At 45.6% G+C, this 17,337-nt stretch carries 8 protein-coding genes; 4 read left to right on the top strand and 4 right to left on the bottom strand.

Annotation, left to right across the window (positions count from 1 at the left end; genetic code table 11):
* Positions 1-22: 22 nt before the first annotated feature.
* From sov to CLV59_RS26600, 4 genes are all read left to right on the top strand, one after another.
* The gene (sov, locus tag CLV59_RS26615) at positions 23-7,315 is read left to right on the top strand and encodes a T9SS outer membrane translocon Sov/SprA (RefSeq protein WP_245950960.1); all 7,293 of its coding nucleotides are present in this window, start codon (positions 23-25) and stop codon (positions 7,313-7,315) included.
* A gap of 163 nt (positions 7,316-7,478) precedes the next feature.
* Positions 7,479-7,850: a hypothetical protein gene (locus CLV59_RS26610; protein WP_146616331.1), complete on the top strand. Its 372-nt coding sequence runs from the start codon at positions 7,479-7,481 to the stop codon at positions 7,848-7,850.
* Between the two features lie 156 nt (positions 7,851-8,006).
* Positions 8,007-10,289 carry a TonB-dependent receptor gene (locus CLV59_RS29370; RefSeq protein ID WP_111595148.1) on the top strand — a complete coding sequence of 761 codons (2,283 nt, stop codon included), beginning with the start codon at positions 8,007-8,009 and terminating at the stop codon, positions 10,287-10,289.
* Between the two features lie 4 nt (positions 10,290-10,293).
* The gene (locus CLV59_RS26600; protein WP_111595147.1) at positions 10,294-11,517 is read left to right on the top strand and encodes a sialidase family protein; all 1,224 of its coding nucleotides are present in this window, start codon (positions 10,294-10,296) and stop codon (positions 11,515-11,517) included.
* 74 nt (positions 11,518-11,591) lie between these two features.
* Here CLV59_RS26600 and CLV59_RS29055 read toward each other — a convergent pair whose 3' ends face one another.
* The 4 genes from CLV59_RS29055 to CLV59_RS26585 form a co-directional block, all read right to left on the bottom strand.
* A complete protein-coding gene (locus CLV59_RS29055) occupies positions 11,592-11,753 on the bottom strand; it encodes a hypothetical protein (RefSeq protein ID WP_170137935.1) in 162 nt (53 codons plus the stop codon).
* Positions 11,754-11,904: 151 nt separating this feature from the next.
* Positions 11,905-12,660, bottom strand: coding sequence for an SDR family NAD(P)-dependent oxidoreductase (locus CLV59_RS26595; RefSeq protein ID WP_111595146.1), 756 nt, complete (start codon positions 12,658-12,660; stop codon positions 11,905-11,907).
* A gap of 56 nt (positions 12,661-12,716) precedes the next feature.
* Positions 12,717-14,642: a T9SS type B sorting domain-containing protein gene (locus CLV59_RS26590; protein WP_111595145.1), complete on the bottom strand. Its 1,926-nt coding sequence runs from the start codon at positions 14,640-14,642 to the stop codon at positions 12,717-12,719.
* Positions 14,643-14,705: 63 nt separating this feature from the next.
* On the bottom strand, positions 14,706-17,333 hold the full coding sequence (locus tag CLV59_RS26585) for a PKD domain-containing protein (RefSeq protein ID WP_146616330.1): 2,628 nt from the start codon (positions 17,331-17,333) through the stop codon (positions 14,706-14,708).
* Positions 17,334-17,337 lie beyond the last annotated feature (4 nt).

Raw genomic sequence — 17,337 nt, 5'->3', positions numbered from 1 at the left:
CCTCTATAAAAACCTATTTTTCTTGGCAAGTAAGAAACCTTTGGGTGTTTTTGCAGTAATAGGAATTGTATCTTTTATCATTGTTGACACTGCCGCCAGGGACCGAAAAGGAGGAATGCATTTGTCTGCAGCTGTAAACGAAACCCGGGCGCCGGAAAGGGATACTCCCCCTCCGGCTGTAACACTCCCGGATTCAACCAAGTCGAAAAAAGATACCTTGAAATATCCCTTGCAGGACAGACGTGGCCCCAGTATTACTGATCCTACGTCCAAAAATGCGCTGGATCTCAAGGACCCTGCTAACATCAACAAAACAGTCGAGTACGACCCCGTTACAAAACAATACACCGTTACCGAAAAAATCGGTAACCAGTATTATCGTAACCCCACTTATATGAGTTTTGACGAATTCTATAAGATGCAGGCTGCGCAAAGTGAACAGAACTACTGGCAGAAAAGAGCCAGTACACTGGGAAATTTGAACCAGAAAGGTAACGGCCCCACTATGTACAACGGAAATAACCTGTTCGACAGGATTTTCGGCGGCAGTAAAGTCGATATCATCCCACAAGGTAGCCTCGACCTCACCTTCGGATACCAAGGCCAGAATATCAAAAACCCCGTTCTCGTAGAACAAGCCCGCAAAAATGGGGGCTTCAACTTCGATATGGGTATCAATATGAACGTGACAGGTAAAATTGGCGATAAACTCAAAATTATCACCAACTATAACACCCAGTCCGCATTCGATTTCGAAAACCAAATTAAACTCGAATATACCGGCTACCAAGACGAAATTATCAAGAAAATTGAAGCCGGTAATGTCAGCTTCCCCCTCCGTAGCTCCCTCATCTCCGGAGTGCAATCACTGTTTGGGGTGAAAACACAATTACAGTTTGGCCGACTGACAGTAACCTCCGTTCTGTCCAACCAGAAATCCCAGAAACAAAACCTTCAACTGAAAGGCGGGACCATGGTGCAGGACTTTAACATAAGAGCCGATGAGTATGAAGACAACAGACACTTCCTCCTCTCACAGTTCTTTAGGGATACGTTCAATTACGCTATGGCCAAACTCCCTATCATCCAGTCATTAGCAACCATCACCCGATTAGAAGTCTGGGTAACCAATAAAACAGGTGTTACAACACAAACCCGCGATATCGTGGGCCTCATGGATTTAGGCGAATACAAACCTTTCAACTCCGGCATCGCAGTACTCACCAGTTCCCATCTGCCAGACAATGGCGTCAATGACCTCTACCCGCGGTTAATCAATGACCCCAGTAGCAGAGCCACCGGAACTGCCGTCTCGCGATTGCTGGCATTAGGACTGCAACCCGTCTCGGAATTCGAAAAAACATTTGCCCGTAAACTCGATTCTACAGAGTACACGGTGAATAAACAATTAGGTTTCATCTCCCTAAACCAACAACTACAGCCAGACGAAGTCCTGGCTGTCGCCTTTCAATATACCTACAACGGTAAGGTATATAAGGTAGGGGAGTTCTCCCAGGACGTACCGCCAGATCAAAACAACTCTGCCAACCAGCCAGTACTCTTCCTGAAACTCCTGAAAGCTACTTCCGCCAGACCAACGCTCCCTATCTGGGACCTGATGATGAAAAACATCTACAACACCGGCGGATATGCGTTGAATAAAGAAGATTTTAAACTGGACGTCTATTATAAAGACCCTGGCGCAGAAGGCAGACCTCCAAGCGATAAACGTTATATCCCTGATGCACAAGGCTCCTACGCCGGCGCACCAATCATCACCATACTGAACCTCGACCGGCTCAACAACCAGGGAGACCCTCAGCCAGATGGGGTATTCGACTACGTGGAAGGGTATACGATCAACTCCATGAACGGCCGCATGATGTTCCCAATGCTGGAACCTTTCGGCGATGGCCTCAAAAAAGCCTTCAACGGAGACGTAAACCTGGAAAAACAATACCTGTACAAAGTACTGTACGACTCCATCAAAGTAGTGGCGCAACAGTTCCCTCAATTGAACAGGTACGTACTGCGCGGCTCCTATAAATCTGCTACCTCCTCGGAAATCAGCCTGGCGCCTAATATCCCGCCAGGATCAGTAACCGTTACCGCTGGTGGTCAGTTACTCCGTGAAAACGTGGATTATATCATCGACTATAACCTCGGCCGACTGAAAATCATCAATGGCGGCGTACTCAATGCTGGCGTTCCGATCAATGTGCAGTATGAAAATAACTCCCTCTTCGGACAACAAGTCCGAAATTACTTCGGAACACGCTTCGACTACCTCGTAAATGATAAACTCAGTGTAGGCGGTACCGTAGTCCGGATGAGCGAAAGACCATACTATCAAAAGGTGAACTACGGCGACGACCCTATCAAAAATACCATGGTAGGCTTTGATGTGAACTATAACTCAGAATGGAAAGGACTCACCAAATTCCTGAACAAACTGCCAAACTTCCAATCCAAAGCGCCGTCCAATATCATGTTTACCGGAGAGGTGGCCCGCTTATTCCCTGGCCATAGTAAACTGATCAACCAACCCGGAAGTAAACAAGGCGTTAGCTACATCGACGACTTCGAAGGGGTGAAAAGCGGTTATGATCTGAAATTCCCTGCTACCAACTGGGCATTGGCATCTACTCCGAAAGGCGCTACAGACGCCTCCGGACAAATACTTTTCCCAGAAGCAGAATACAATAACATCCTGGATTACGGTAAAAACAGAGCAAAACTGGCCTGGTATATCATCGAGCCAACCCTGCAACTACCACAATCCCCTAATCTGCCTGCCGGTATAGACAAAGACCAACAGTCAGATCCCCGCGTACGCCTCGTGTACCAGAATGAAGTTTTCAAGAATAAATCTACCGACTTCGGTCAGAGCCAGCTCAGTACCCTGGATTTGGCTTACTATCCAAAAGACCGCGGCCCGTATAACTTCACCAACAGCCCGCTGGCTATGGACAGAAACGGTAAACTGCTTCGGCCAAACACCCGTTGGGGCGGTATTATGCGCGCCATCGATAACAGCGACTTCGAAACAGCCAATATTGAATACATTGAATTCTGGATTCAGGACCCATTCAACGCAATGACCAATCCTGCCGGCGGTCAACTGTATTTCAACTTGGGTAACGTGTCTGAGGATATCCTGAAAGATTCCAAGAAATTCTTCGAAAACGGTCTGCCTAATCCGAAAGAAACCAATAAACTGGATTCTTCCAACTGGGGCCGCATTCCTAAATTCCAACAACAGATCACACAGGCATTCGACAACGACCCCGCTATCCGTGCCTTCCAGGACGTCGGTTATGATGGTCTGCAAACAGCAGATGAACAGGTGTTCTTTAAAAAATACCTGGATAGTATTGATATGAACTTCGGCGCCGGTTCCCCAATTGGACAACTGGCTCACTCCGATCCTTCAAACGATAACTACAAACATTACCGGGACTATAGCAATACTACTATCCTTGGAAGATATAAGAACTATAACAACCCGGAAGGTAACTCTCCGGCTTCCACCGGTAACTCCACCTATTCTTCTGCGGCTACAAATATCCCTGAGTCAGAGGATCTGAACAGAGATAATACGCTGAATGAAACAGAAGAATATTTCCAGTACCGCATCGATCTGAAACCAAACATGGAAGTAGGTAAAAACTTCCTCGTAGATAAGATCATCGCAAACGTTAAACTGGCCAACGGAGCAACTTCTGAGGAAACATGGTATCAGTTTAAAGTGCCCATCAACCAGTATGATACCAGAGTAGGTAACATTCCTGACTTCAAGTCCATCCGCTTCATGCGTATGTTCCTGACCAACTTCCAGGATTCTATCGTGCTTCGTTTTGGTAAACTGGAACTGGTGCGCAGCCAATGGCGTAAATACGATTATGAACTGAAACCAGGCGATCCTGTTCCATTAGATAACAGCACTACTTTTAATCAGGCCGCGGTAAATATCGAAGAAAACTCTTCCCGTGAACCAATTAACTACGTACTGCCAAATGGCGTGGTGCGTCAGAATACCATCAGTACCAACAATACTACCCTGCAGCTGAATGAACAATCACTCTCCCTGCAGGTCTGCAATCTGAAAGACGGCGATATCCGCGCAGTGTACAAGACCCTGAATATGGATATGCGTCAGTATAAGAGAATGCAGATGTACATTCACGCGGAAGCGATGCAAGGTTCCGGCGCCCTCCATGATGGCGATGTACAGGCAGTTATCCGTTTTGGTAGCGACTTTGTAAGCAACTATTACGAGTATCGTATTCCACTGAAAGTAACCGATCCGCTGGTATCCGGAGGTAAAACAAATCCAAGTCTCATCTGGCCTGATTCCAATAGCCTGGATGTAGTACTGGCTAACCTTACCCGACTGAAACAACAGCGAAATATGTGCGACTCCTGTTCGCCATTACTGCCTTATCCGCTCACACCAGTAAAAGATGAGCATGGAAACTTTATGTCGGTAGTAGGTAATCCTAGCCTGGGCGATGCGAGAACCATGATGATCGGTATCCTCAATCCGAAAGATGATGGTATGCCGAAATGTGCAGAAATCTGGTTGGATGAATTACGATTAGCAGATTTTGATGAGAAAGGAGGGTACGCTGCCCTCGGTAGGGTAGACATCCAGTTATCAGATCTGGGTACCATTTCCGTCTCGGGTAACATGCATACTGCCGGATTCGGAAATATTGATCAGCGCGTGAACGAAAGATTCAGGGATAACTTCCTGCAATACGACGCCGCTGCCAATCTGGACTTAGGTAAACTGCTGCCTAAAAAAGCGGCCATCTCTGTACCCGTCTATGCCGGTTATTCACAATCTGCCAGCAATCCGGAATATGATCCATATGACCTGGATATCAAGCTGAAAGATAAGCTGGACCTGGCCAGAAATAAACATGAAAGAGATTCTATCCGCAAAAATGCGCAAGACTTCACTTCCATCACGAGTCTGAACTTTACGAATGTAAGAAAGCTGAAAACCAGCAAAGGAAAACGGCATCTCTGGGATATTGAAAACTTTGATGTGAGTTATTCTTTCTCTCAGATCAACAGACATAATCCACTGATCCAGAACGATGTGCTGACCAAGCACAGAGGCGGTCTGGGATATAGTTATGCCGGCGAACAACGTTATTGGGAGCCGTTTAAAAGGTTGATAAAAACCAAAACCCACTGGCTGGATCTGGTGAAAGATTTCAATATCAACTATGTACCTAGTATCCTGAGTTTCCGTGCAGATGTGTCCCGTCAGTTTGGAGCTACGAGAGTGAGGAACGTAGGCGGAGATGTGAAATATCAACTGCCGGAAACCTATAATAAGTATTTCACTTTTGACAGATATTATAACTTCAAATGGGATCTTACCCGCAGTATCAACATCGAGTTTAATGCGGTGAACAGAGCCCGTATTGATGAACCAGATGGCCGCATCAATACCACTGCGAAGAAAGATACCGTGTGGGGCAACTTCTGGAAAGGCGGACGTACCACTACCTACATGCATCAGGCAAACTTCACCTATACTTTGCCTACCGCTAAGTTCCCGGCCCTGAACTGGACAAACGTAGCCATCTCTTATGGTACGGAATACCACTGGAATGGCGCTTCCCAGCTGGCGCTGTATTTGGGTAATGCGATTGAAAACTCCAATCAGAAAACCCTTACTGCCGAGCTGAAATTCACAGAGTTATATAATAAGTCGAAGTTCCTGCGCTCCATCAATATGCGCAGACCAAGCTCTTCTTCCAATAATAATCAGAATAACAAACAAGGCGCTAATAATTCGAAGGACCCCAAAGCAGCTGGCAATAACCAGAATAACAACAATGCAGAAGAAGTATCCGATTTTGTGCGCGCTGCCTTCAAAACCTTGATGATGTTGAAACGCGTAAGCTTCAACTTCAATGAAAATGCAGGTACGCGTATGCCGGGTTATTTGGATAGTACCAAGGTATTAGGTATGAACTGGGCAACCATGTCGCCGGGACTGAACTTCGTATTGGGATATCAGCCAGACAGAGCATGGATGGATCGCTTTGCGGCAAAAGGTATCATTACGCCAGATCCGTTACTCAACCTCCAATTCCAGCAACAGTTTACACAACGTTGGGATTTACAGGCACAGTTGGAACCAGTGAATGACCTACGTATCGATTTGAATATGACCAAGTCATTTACCAAAACGCATGCAGAGTTGTTCAAGAAAGTGGATGATACCACCGGATTCCAACACTTGAGTCCATATGATGCTGGCGGTTTTGAAATTACCTACATCGCAGTGAAAACCTTGTTTGGTAATATCAATACGGCTGATGGCGTATCAGAAACATTCAGAAGGTTTGAAAGTTACCGTAATATCATTTCCAACAGACTGGGTGCTGCAAACCCTTACAATAAGGACCCTAACGTTCCTTACTACGATCCGAAAGATCCTACTTACCGTTATGGTTATACCAGGTATGCGCAGGATGTGTTGATCCCGGCCTTCATGGCGGCTTATACGGGTAAGAGTCCGGAAAATATCGGGTTGTTAAAACAGGGTAATGATAATGTGAAAAGTAATCCGTTCAGCAATTACTTCCCGAAACCAAACTGGGCGCTCACTTACAATGGTCTGGCTAAATTAGAACCGTTCAAAAACTTCCTGACTAACCTGACCTTGACCCATAAGTACACTGGTACTTTGAGTATGAGCTCTTTCAATACTTCCATGTACTTTGAAGATCCGCGACTGGCAGGATATCCGGCGTTCAGAGATACCATCTCCGGCAACTACTATCCATATTTTATGGTGCCGAATCTGACCATGACAGAGGCTTTCGTTCCTTTGATCGGTATTGATATGACCTTCAAGAGTACCCTCAATGCCAGGATCGAATTCAAGAAGTCCCGTAGCCTAAGTCTCAGTCTCATCGATTACCAGCTGACAGAGCTGCGTTCTACTGAAATTGCGATTGGTGGCGGTTATCGTATACGTGGTGTGACGTTGCCGTTTGCAATTAATAAAGATGGTAACAAACGCCTCCAGAATGACCTGAATATCCGACTGGACCTGAGTTTACGTGATGATAAAACCGTGAATAACCGACTGGATGCCGATCAGGTGATCCCTACGAGTGGTCAGAAAGTACTCAGGATTGCGCCTTCGATCGACTATGTGGTGAATAACCGTCTGAACCTGCGCTTCTTCTACGATCGCTCGCAGACGATTCCGGCGATATCGTCCGCATATCCGATCACCAATACAAGAGGCGGTATTACCTTCCGCTTTGTATTATCCCAGTAACATTTATTGTTAAACCTTCATATGAAAAGGATGCCTTACCAAAAGGCATCCTTTTTTATTTTTATGTAGGGAGACAGCCAGCTATCGTATGGCCAATACTTATATATGATCCAAGAGATTTCTCCTAACTATTTTTCAATTTAGATCCTATCTTTGCGGGGATTTGAAATACTTTGTAATCATATTAGTGTTCGCCGGACTGTTGCTCGAGAATTGCAGCAAAGGGCTTATTGTGCTGCAATACTGGACGAATCAGTCCTTCGTGGCACAGAACCTTTGTGAGAACAAAGACAAGCCTCAAATGCACTGTAATGGTCGTTGTTATCTTCGGAAGGAACTGGAGAAAGATGCTCAGCAGGAAAAAAATGGGAACAGCGGGAAAGAACGTTTCGAAGTGATGTTTGTCAACGACCTACAGAACTTCCTGGAACATCCTGAACCCAGTATTGTAGCGCATTTCGGATATTATAATAATCCTCATCTTCCTACACCCGTATTTGCTATTTTCCACCCCCCTCAGTGGCTCCTCAGCTAATCAATCCACTAACTACATTCTTATTTTACCTGATTAACCATCATCGGGCTGAACAAAAAATTTCATTTGCATCAGCGTAGCATCGTCCTGCTCCGCAAGGTCATGTGATTGCGCTGTATTGATATTTGTCAGTACCGACTACATTATTGTATCCATATGAAACAATGTTGTTTACTCATCATTGCGTGTGTGGCTGCCTTGTACAGTCATGCCCAGCAAATACACGGACGTATTGCTGATAATTCTACCAAAGAAGCATTGCCAGGCGCTGTTGTCAGCGTACTACATAATAGTAAAGGATGCGTATGCGATGAAAAAGGCGCATTTTCACTGGCAACAGGAACGGCAGATTCTGTGCGTATTTCCTGCGTAGGATACATTCCCCGGCAGCTGCCAGTGGCGGCAATGGGGAGAGCGACTGTCGTCTACCTGGAACCGCTGGCAGCCAACTTAAATGAAATCATTGTGTCTTCCTCCCGAGATAAGCAATATCGTACCGATGCGCCAGTGGCCATCAGCACCATATCTCCGCAAACCTTGCAGGAAACAAAGGCTACCACTTTGGATCGTGTACTGAATAAAGTCAGTGGCGTTTACATGGTAGACCTGGGAAACGAACAACATACCATGGCTATTCGTCAGCCGATTGGTTATAAAAGTTTGTTTTTATATCTGGAAGACGGCATTCCCATTCGTACGGTGGGCGATTTTAACCACAACGCTCTTATCGAAATAAACATGGCGGCCCTCAGAAATATAGAGGTGATCCGTGGTCCGGCATCTTCTCTTTACGGCAGTGAAGCTGTTGGCGGCGCAGTGAATTTTATCACACTGTCGCCTACACTGGTACCCACCGCTAAAGTACAGGCAGAAATGAGCAACTGGGGCTATAAACGCACAGATTTCAGTGCCAGTGGAACCAGCGGTAAATGGGGGGCAGTCATCTCCGGATATTATGCCAACCAATCCAATGGCTATATGGATCACAGCGATTTTCACAAGCTGGGTCTGAGCCTGAAAACAGTGTATCAGGCAAGCCCAAAAACAAAATGGACCAACGCCGCTACTTTGATCAACTATCATACAGATCAGATCGGCGGACTCGATAGCGCTCATTTCTATAGCAAGGATTACCGCAATTTCCAGACATTCACGTACCGCGATGTACAGGCACTGCGCATCCGCAGCACGCTGGAGCAAGATTGGAATGCGACCAACAGCACTTCTTTCACCGCTTTTTATCGTCATAGCGATATCGGACAGAATCCATTCTATTCAATCAAATCCACCAGCAATCCGCTGAAGGCGAATGGTCAGATCAACAGCGATGCTTTCCACAGCTATGGCCTGATTGTACAACACAAGAAACGCTTCTCCTGGAAAGATGCCGCTTTCATTGCCGGCGCCAGCCTGGATTATAGCCCCGCTACCTATCATGCCGGATTTATCACGATCGATAAAAATGCTGCCGGATATTATACCGGCTACCAGCAAACAGATTCTGTGCTGACGGATTATAAAGTAGGACTCCTGAATACTGCTGCGTATGCACAGTTTGAATTGTCGCCTGTCAATAATATGAGAGTCGTTGCGGCTATGCGTTACGATCGGATGGATTATAATTTCGTGAATCACCTGACCCCGTCTGCATATACAGGCGCACCTAGTGAACGCAATAACTTCAATGCGCTGACACCCAAATTGGGTCTTACTTACAACCTCGGTCGTAACCGCGGACTGTATGCGAATTACAGCAGAGGATTTGCACCGCCGAATATATCAGATCTCTACCAGGGAGTGAAAGTGCCGGTGCTGCAACAGGCTACTTACAACAACTATGAAGTAGGTGGCTGGTTTGGATTTGGACATAACAAAGGTTATGCAGATATCAGTCTGTATAGAATGACCGGTACCAACGAAATCATCAGTGTGCAGCAGGCAGATGGCAGTTACATGAATCAGAATACCGGTGCTACTTTGCATCGGGGTATTGAATGGAATGTGAAATATAACCTGTTGAAAAGCCTCTTTATACGCACCAGCGGTACTTATGCGTTGCATACCTTCGATGCCTATTTTGATGGTAGTAAAACCTTTGATAACAATCGCATGAATGGTGCGCCACTTTGGATTACCAATAGCGAGATTACCTGGAAACCCGCTTTGCTGAAAGGTTTCAGACTGGGAGGCGAATGGCAGCATATTGGTAGTTACTATATGGACCCGGCAAATACAGCTATGTATGGCGGCTATGACCTGTTCAATCTGCGTGCAGGATATGGTTACAGAAGCTTTGAATGCTGGATTAACTGTATGAATGTGGGCGACAGATTATATGCTACCACTGCGGAAAAATCTGCTTATGGCGTTACTTATCGCGTAGGACCCCGACAAACATTCAACTTCGGTATTGCATATACGTTCACTGGAAAAAAGTAAAAGGATGAAATCGCATTTATTCAGATATATCCTCGCGATGGGGCTGATAGTATTGCTGGGGGCTTGTCAGCGAGGAAAAGAGGAAAAATCGGGAATCCGGTTTTTATCGCATGGAACCAATGCTTCCTGTCCTTATATCACTCGCGACACTGCAGGAAATACTGTGGTGAGTTGGGTGGAGAATGACAGTATTTCCAATAAAGGCGTCATGTATTATGCAGTTACTAACGATGACGGTTATACGTTTTCAGAACCGAGGAAGATCGGCGCTACAATGGGCGTTTATCCGCATGATGAGAACCTGCCTAAGCTGTTGTTTAAACCCAATGGTACCATCATTGCCTTGTTTGGTATGGAGCAGCATGATGCTAGAAATAAATATGCCGGCAAGGTGATGTATGCGCAATCCTTCGATAACGGTTTACATTGGGAAGCGCCGATGCCTTTAGTGACAGATACCACCGGGTATGATCAGCGTTATTTTGATATGGCGTTGTTGCCCGATGGAGAGGCGGCGGCCATTTGGCTGGATAATAGAAAGGAAACTGCTGCAGAAGGATCTACGCTGTATTTTGCCCGTACCAGTGGCAATGCAGGATTCCAGGCGGCAAAGCCAGTGGTGGAAACTGTATGCCAGTGTTGCAGAACGAAACTGCTGGTTGATAAGAAAGGAGTTATTCACATTGTATATAGAGATATTATCAACGATTCCATCCGGGATATGGTGCATCAGACATCTGCAGACGGAGGTAACAGCTTTTCAGCGCCTGTCCGTATCAGTGCCGACAACTGGGTGGTGAATGGTTGTCCACATACAGGACCTACCCTTGTGGCAAACGATCATGGACTTCACTTTGCCTGGTTCACTATGGGTCATGGTAAAGGTGTCTTCTACTGTCAGTCTACTGATAACGGAAACACCTATACGCAGAAGGAGTCCCTTAGCACAGCCCCGATGGCCAAGCATCCGCAAATGACTATCGACAAAAAAGGCGAGGTGTATATCACCTGGGATGAACCTGTGAAAGTGGGTAATGATTTTAACAGCCGTATTGCATTTCTGCATAAATCTGTTGATGGTCGTACGCTGGATAGTCAGGCTATCACCGCCGATTCTACCTGGTGTAGTTATCCGGTGCTGGGGGCTTTGCAGGAAGGAATTCTGGTGGTATTCAAGCAACGTGTGGGGAATGGCACTGCTATAGCCTATGGTATAATGGAACATTAGTCTCCCTAAAAATCACAACGCGGAGCCTACTACTGCTCCGCGTTGTTCAATTCACTTGGCTGTACAACAAAACATCAGCTGTAACCGAAAGAAAACCCTTTCTGGCCAGCCCAATCTTTTCCAGTAACCCAACGGCCATAATTGCCTTTTCTGGTATTACCGAAATAGAAGCGCCATTGCTCTTTCCACCTGGGATAGTACAGGCGCATTAAGTACATTGTTAGAAATGTAAGCATAGGGATATGGTTTTCATTAAATGAACGGATAGTCAAGCTAGTCTTGCATTGGGCTCGGGACTTACATTTTTCCGGTGCAAAGAACACCCAGAAGATATAAGTATTTTCAAATATAAAAATCTATACTAAATCGTTATATCCCACGTATGTGTTAATTTTTATCTATGTAGTAGGCGTTGGCTTGTTGTAATGGCGTGAGCACCAGATCGTTGATGCAAACATGTGCGGGCAGGGTGGTTACATAGTATACAACGTCCGCCACATCTTGTGCGCTTAACGGAATAAAGCCTTCATAAAAAGCTTTCGCTCTGGCCTCATCCCCTTTGAAACGTACGATGGAGAATTCGGTTTCAGCAGCCCCTGGATGAATAGCGGTTACTTTAACGCGATAAGGCAGCAGATCAATGCGCATACCTTGGGTGATAGCATCTACGGCCGATTTAGTAGCACAGTAAACGTTGCCTTTAGCATATACATTTTTAGCAGCAGTAGAACCGATGTTGATAATATGTCCGGAAGTACGGGAACGCATCCACGGCATAACGATCCTGGATACATACAGTAAGCCTTTTACATTGGTATCAATCATGGCATTCCAGTCGTCGAGGCTGCCTTCTTCAATGCTGCTCAGTCCTGCCGCAAGTCCGGCATTATTCACCAGCACATCAATAGCGCGCCATTCTTCCGGGATATTTCCCAGTACATCAGCCACTTGTTGTTCATCTCTCACATCGAAATGAAGTGGTAAAACATTGGTACCATATTCTTGTGTCAGTTGTGTTTGCAGGGCTTCCAGTCTTTCTTTACGTCGACCAGTAATGATAACATCATATCCTTTTGAAGCGAATGTAATAGCGCAAGCCTCACCAAATCCAGCTGTAGCGCCTGTTACGAGAACAATACCCATGAGATGTAGTTTTAAGATAAGCAGAGAATGCAAAAGTAACAGATTTTACAAAGCTTTCACCTGACAAGGGTAACAGTTCCTTTTCGTTGAATCTGGTTGCCGTTCAGATCGGTAGCATCCAGTATCCAGATGTAAGTATCCACAGGAGCGGGTTTTCCTTGAATAGTGCCATCCCAGCCGGTATGGAAATCTGTGGAAGCATATAATTCCTGGCCCCAGCGATTATAGATCCTGAAATATTTATAGCTGATCATACCCACAGGAATAAAGCGGAAACGATCATTCACACCATCTCCATTCGGTGAAAAAGCACTCGGAATATACATTTCCGGCCCGGCATAAAATTTTACATGCATGGTATCATATCCGCTACAGCCCTGGATATTGGATACTTTCAGGATATAAGTCGTATCGCGGTCCGATAACAGTACGGGATGGGCAATATTCGGATTATTCAATCCATATGAGGGCGACCAGCTGTAAATATCCCCACCACTTCCCTGCATGGTAAATGGCAATCCTTTTACAAGGATGGTATCATTGCCAGCAAAGGGTTTTACGGCATATACCTGTATGTTTTTCGTGACTGTTTTTTCACATTGCGTATTGGTACTGACAGTCAGCGTAACTGCATAGGTGGCGGCTGCGGGAAAGGTATATTTTAATATGGTGCTAGTGGTTGAGCCCAGCGTACTATCAATGTTGATAATCCATTTGCGGGAGGTAATTCTGCCATACTGATAGGTTGAAAGATCATCAAACTGTATCGGTGTGCCTTTGCAGAGTCCCACGCTATTAAAATCGGCTTTTAAGCCGGGATAATTCGCTACAAGTCCCGTCATGCTGTCTGTACATGCCAGGCCGGGATTCACAATCAATTTTACCTTATAAACGCCCGTATCGGGGAAGTTATGATTGAATACGGTGCGGTCGGTGGTGGTGGTATCGGTACCATCGCCGAAGGCCCAGTAATAGGTGGAAGTGAAGCCTGCATTGCTGTAATTGGCCATTGGAACAGAGAGGCTAGGTTCGTCTGTGCAATTACGTAATATAGATGGAATGCTGGCTGTAATTTTTGTCGTACAATCGAAAATGGTGAGTAGTATATCCTTGCTATGCGTACCCAGAAAGACTTTGGTGGTCCTGTCGTATTCATTGACACATACTGTTACTACATATTTGCCTGGTCGGTCTGGCGTACAAGATATCATCCCTTTACTGTCTATCGCTATAGCAGGATTGCCTCCCATAGGATTGCTACCGCTATAGGGTGCAATGTATCGGACAATATTGTTATAGGGCGGCGGCGTATTGGAACTGCGATCGACGCTGGCAGTACCGTCTGTGAGCGCACTGCAAAGGCTGTAGGAGAGACTGTCGCCATCTTCATCATAGGCGGCATAGTCAATTTTAAACGGCATGGCATTGCAAATAACAATTGCCGTATCCTTGTTGAAATAGGCGCTATTGTTGCCTGGCTTGACTTCTAGGCCAGGAATAACAGTATAGTAAGTAGAGCCTTCATGTTCGGAGTCATATATGTTGGTGAGTTTTTCGCCTCTGCAACAACGCTGAGAGGAAACATAATAGCCGCCGGTAATGGGTGGTAGCTCAATAGTAGCTTCATAAAAGGCTACTTCCAGGTGCTGTGCCTGAGGGGCAAGACAAGGATTTTTGAGCGTATCAATCAATGGCTTGACCGTTTTGATATATAGATATACGGAAGACAACACTCTGGTGCCACTGGCATTGTACACATTAGCCACAGAGGGGTTTTCAAACCGGTCAATACAGCCTTGCCGGTCGCCGCAGGTGAAATCCGCGTCGCGATAGAGTTTGAGTGTAATGAGATAACGGTAGCGGAGGTTATCTGCACTCATACCAATGGTTCTGTAATAAATCTCGCCACCAATAATATGATAGCCAGCTGCATCGAGGAATAACAAACAGCAGCCAAGTACCATGTAAATGACTCTCTTCATAATTGGGGTACTGCTAAGTTAATTTAAACAATTAACCAGCAGTTCCGGTTCACTGAAGCGTCATTATCGTACTAGCGTTACCGTACCTTTTAAAGTAATAGTTTTTTGATTGATATCTACCCCTTCCACCATCCAAACATACGTGCCTACTGGGGCCTGTTCACCCCGGACGGTACCATCCCATCCCTTCATATATGCTGTAGATGAATACATTAGCTTTCCCCAGCGATCATATACCCGGAAATAATTCATGGCAACGATGCCAACAGGGATTGGTCGGAATAAGTCATTTACGCCGTCTCCATTGGGAGAAAATGCATTAGGTATATAGATTTCCGGCCCTTTAATGAATCTTATGAAAATATCATCAGTGCCGGTACAACCTTCTTTCGTATAGGCTGTAACGGTATAGGTCATGTCTTTATCATAAAGCGCAATAGGGCTTGCGCTGCGGGTATCGCTCAGGCCATTCGGTGGTGTCCAGGTATATCGGATTCCTCCAGTGGCATGTAGCTGAAAAGGCGTACCCAGGATAACGATGGTATCATTTCCTGCAAAAGCATGCACAGGTGGCACTACGGCCACAAAAGCTGTATCCCTCACCTTTTTGGGGCATCCCAGTGTATCCGTTACTGTTACAATAAACAAAGTAGTGTCTTTAGGCGTGGCCCAGGTAATAGAATCCTTTGGCGATTTGACATAATAACTGGGAGACCAGGTATAATATGCGCCTCCGGAAGCCCTCAGTAATACGGGGCTGCCGCTACAGATACTCGTATCGGGCACTGCCTTTACATTGGGTGGATTTACTACTTTCAAGGATAATGTATCTGCAGTATGACACTTACCCAGTTGTGCCAGGATCGCATATTGCGTGCGGGGTGGCGAGGGCATTACCGTAGGATTTAATGTAGTGCCAACCACGGTATTGGTTTGCAGATCTGTCCAGGTGTATGCATAATTTCCATCCGTGGTGGCAGTGAGTTGTACCGGGTCGCCGGTACAGACGGTACTGTCGTTCATGGTATGTACAATCAAAGAGTCTCTAACGTCAATGAATACACTTTTTGTATTGATACACTGTTGATCATCTGTGAAGGTAACGGTATACGTGGTATCCTTCAACGGAAAGATAATGGGATTGGGGGTATTAGGTTGTAATATCTTATAATCATTCGGCATCCAGCTGTAGGTACCTGTAGAAGTACTGGAGGCCTGCAATTGCAGGGAATCTTTACTGCATAGCAGGGTATCAGATGTGCTGAACAACGGCGGTTTATCGTAGATCCTTACCAGTGCGGTATCATATTGCTCGCAGCCAAAGCTGGTTCTGGCAAACATGATTACCTGGTATTGACCGGGTGATTTAAAGAGGAAAGAGGGATTCGGACTATTAGAAGTATCCGCAGATATTCCTGTACCGAAATACCACTTGAAATAGGTCATGGTGCCCATGTCGGTGGTACTGGTATTGGTGAACAGTGCCGGTTTCTGTGTGCAGCTACCTTGATAGGTGAAATCGGCTTTGTATACAGGGAATACATATACTTTGGCAATGGCACTGTCTCCGCAATTGCTTAGTTTGTCTACATACAATTTAGCGGTATAGAGCCCTGGTGTGGTATAGGTATGTTGTACCGGACTAGGATCATCCGTATCCAGGGTAGCGCCATCTCCGAATTCCCAGTGATAAGGCTTGCCCAGGGTACTGTTATTGAGGAACGTAATGGTCATGCTTTTACATTCCGCATATTTATCTGGCATAGAAGCCACTACCTGTTTTACGCAGGTGGTAACATTGATATGGAAATCTTTACGCAGGGTACCAATCAGTTCATTATTGCGATATTCATTCACACAAACGGTTACTACGTATTTCCCTGGATTAGGAGCAATCCCGGAAATGATACCTGTATTAGGATCTATTGATACGTTAGGCCCTAATGGGGAGGAACCGGAATAAGGTGATATGTAGTTTACAGAATAATAGGGGGGAGGGTCGGACTGTGCCGGGATGCCCGACTGGTCGGTCGTTCTTCCGCCTTTGTAGGCATCGCAGAAAGCGTAAGTCAGTTTATCGCCATCAGGATCGGTGGCGGAGAAATCGTACGTAAATTTTTTATTGGCACAAACGAGTGTGGCTTCTTCTTTATTAAAAGTGGGACTTGAATTTCCCAGCTTTCCTTCTTCTGTACCTGGTAATTCTGTGAAATAGGTAGCGCCGGTACCATAACCTGTGCTGGGATATGGGAGCGGATCTGCCTCAATATTCACCATGAAGTTATCCCGGCAGCAACTTTGAAAGGAGATGATATATCCCTTTTTATTAGAAGGTACGGTAACATCTGTTTCATAGATCCCTACCTGGAAGCATACCGGGGGCGGATTCACGATACAAGGATCTACTTGCCCCAGGTTCTTGGTGGTGAAGCCTAATCGGGATACAAAGTAAACTTTATATTCAGCGTTATTGTCTTTGTTGAAAGCGGTAAGGTAAACGGCATTCGGCATTTCAGCTATATTATTACCACTTTCACAGATGCGGTAAAGACGCATTGTTACATGATAAGTATAGTCTCCATTGGGCGTACTACTAACAAACTTGTAATAAACTTGTCCACCTATGATGTGTTTGGCAGAAACAGTTAAAGTGCCCAACATCCATAGGAGGAGGAACAGTAGTTTTTTCACAACC

Source organism: Chitinophaga dinghuensis (genome assembly GCF_003259435.1).
In the GTDB taxonomy this organism is placed as follows: domain Bacteria; phylum Bacteroidota; class Bacteroidia; order Chitinophagales; family Chitinophagaceae; genus Chitinophaga; species Chitinophaga dinghuensis.
The sequence above is the reverse complement of the archived record's forward strand: the minus strand, read 5'-3'. Positions and strand labels throughout refer to the sequence as shown.

What these genes read in the sequence shown, in the direction of transcription:
- CLV59_RS29370 (WP_111595148.1), top strand. Translation starts at nt 8,007, where the DNA reads ATGAAACAATGTTGTTTACTCATCATTGCGTGTGTGGCTGCCTTGTAC.
- CLV59_RS26600 (WP_111595147.1), top strand. Translation starts at nt 10,294, where the DNA reads ATGAAATCGCATTTATTCAGATATATCCTCGCGATGGGGCTGATAGTA.
- CLV59_RS29055 (WP_170137935.1), bottom strand. Translation starts at nt 11,753, where the DNA reads ATGCTTACATTTCTAACAATGTACTTAATGCGCCTGTACTATCCCAGG.
- CLV59_RS26595 (WP_111595146.1), bottom strand. Translation starts at nt 12,660, where the DNA reads ATGGGTATTGTTCTCGTAACAGGCGCTACAGCTGGATTTGGTGAGGCT.
- CLV59_RS26590 (WP_111595145.1), bottom strand. Translation starts at nt 14,642, where the DNA reads ATGAAGAGAGTCATTTACATGGTACTTGGCTGCTGTTTGTTATTCCTC.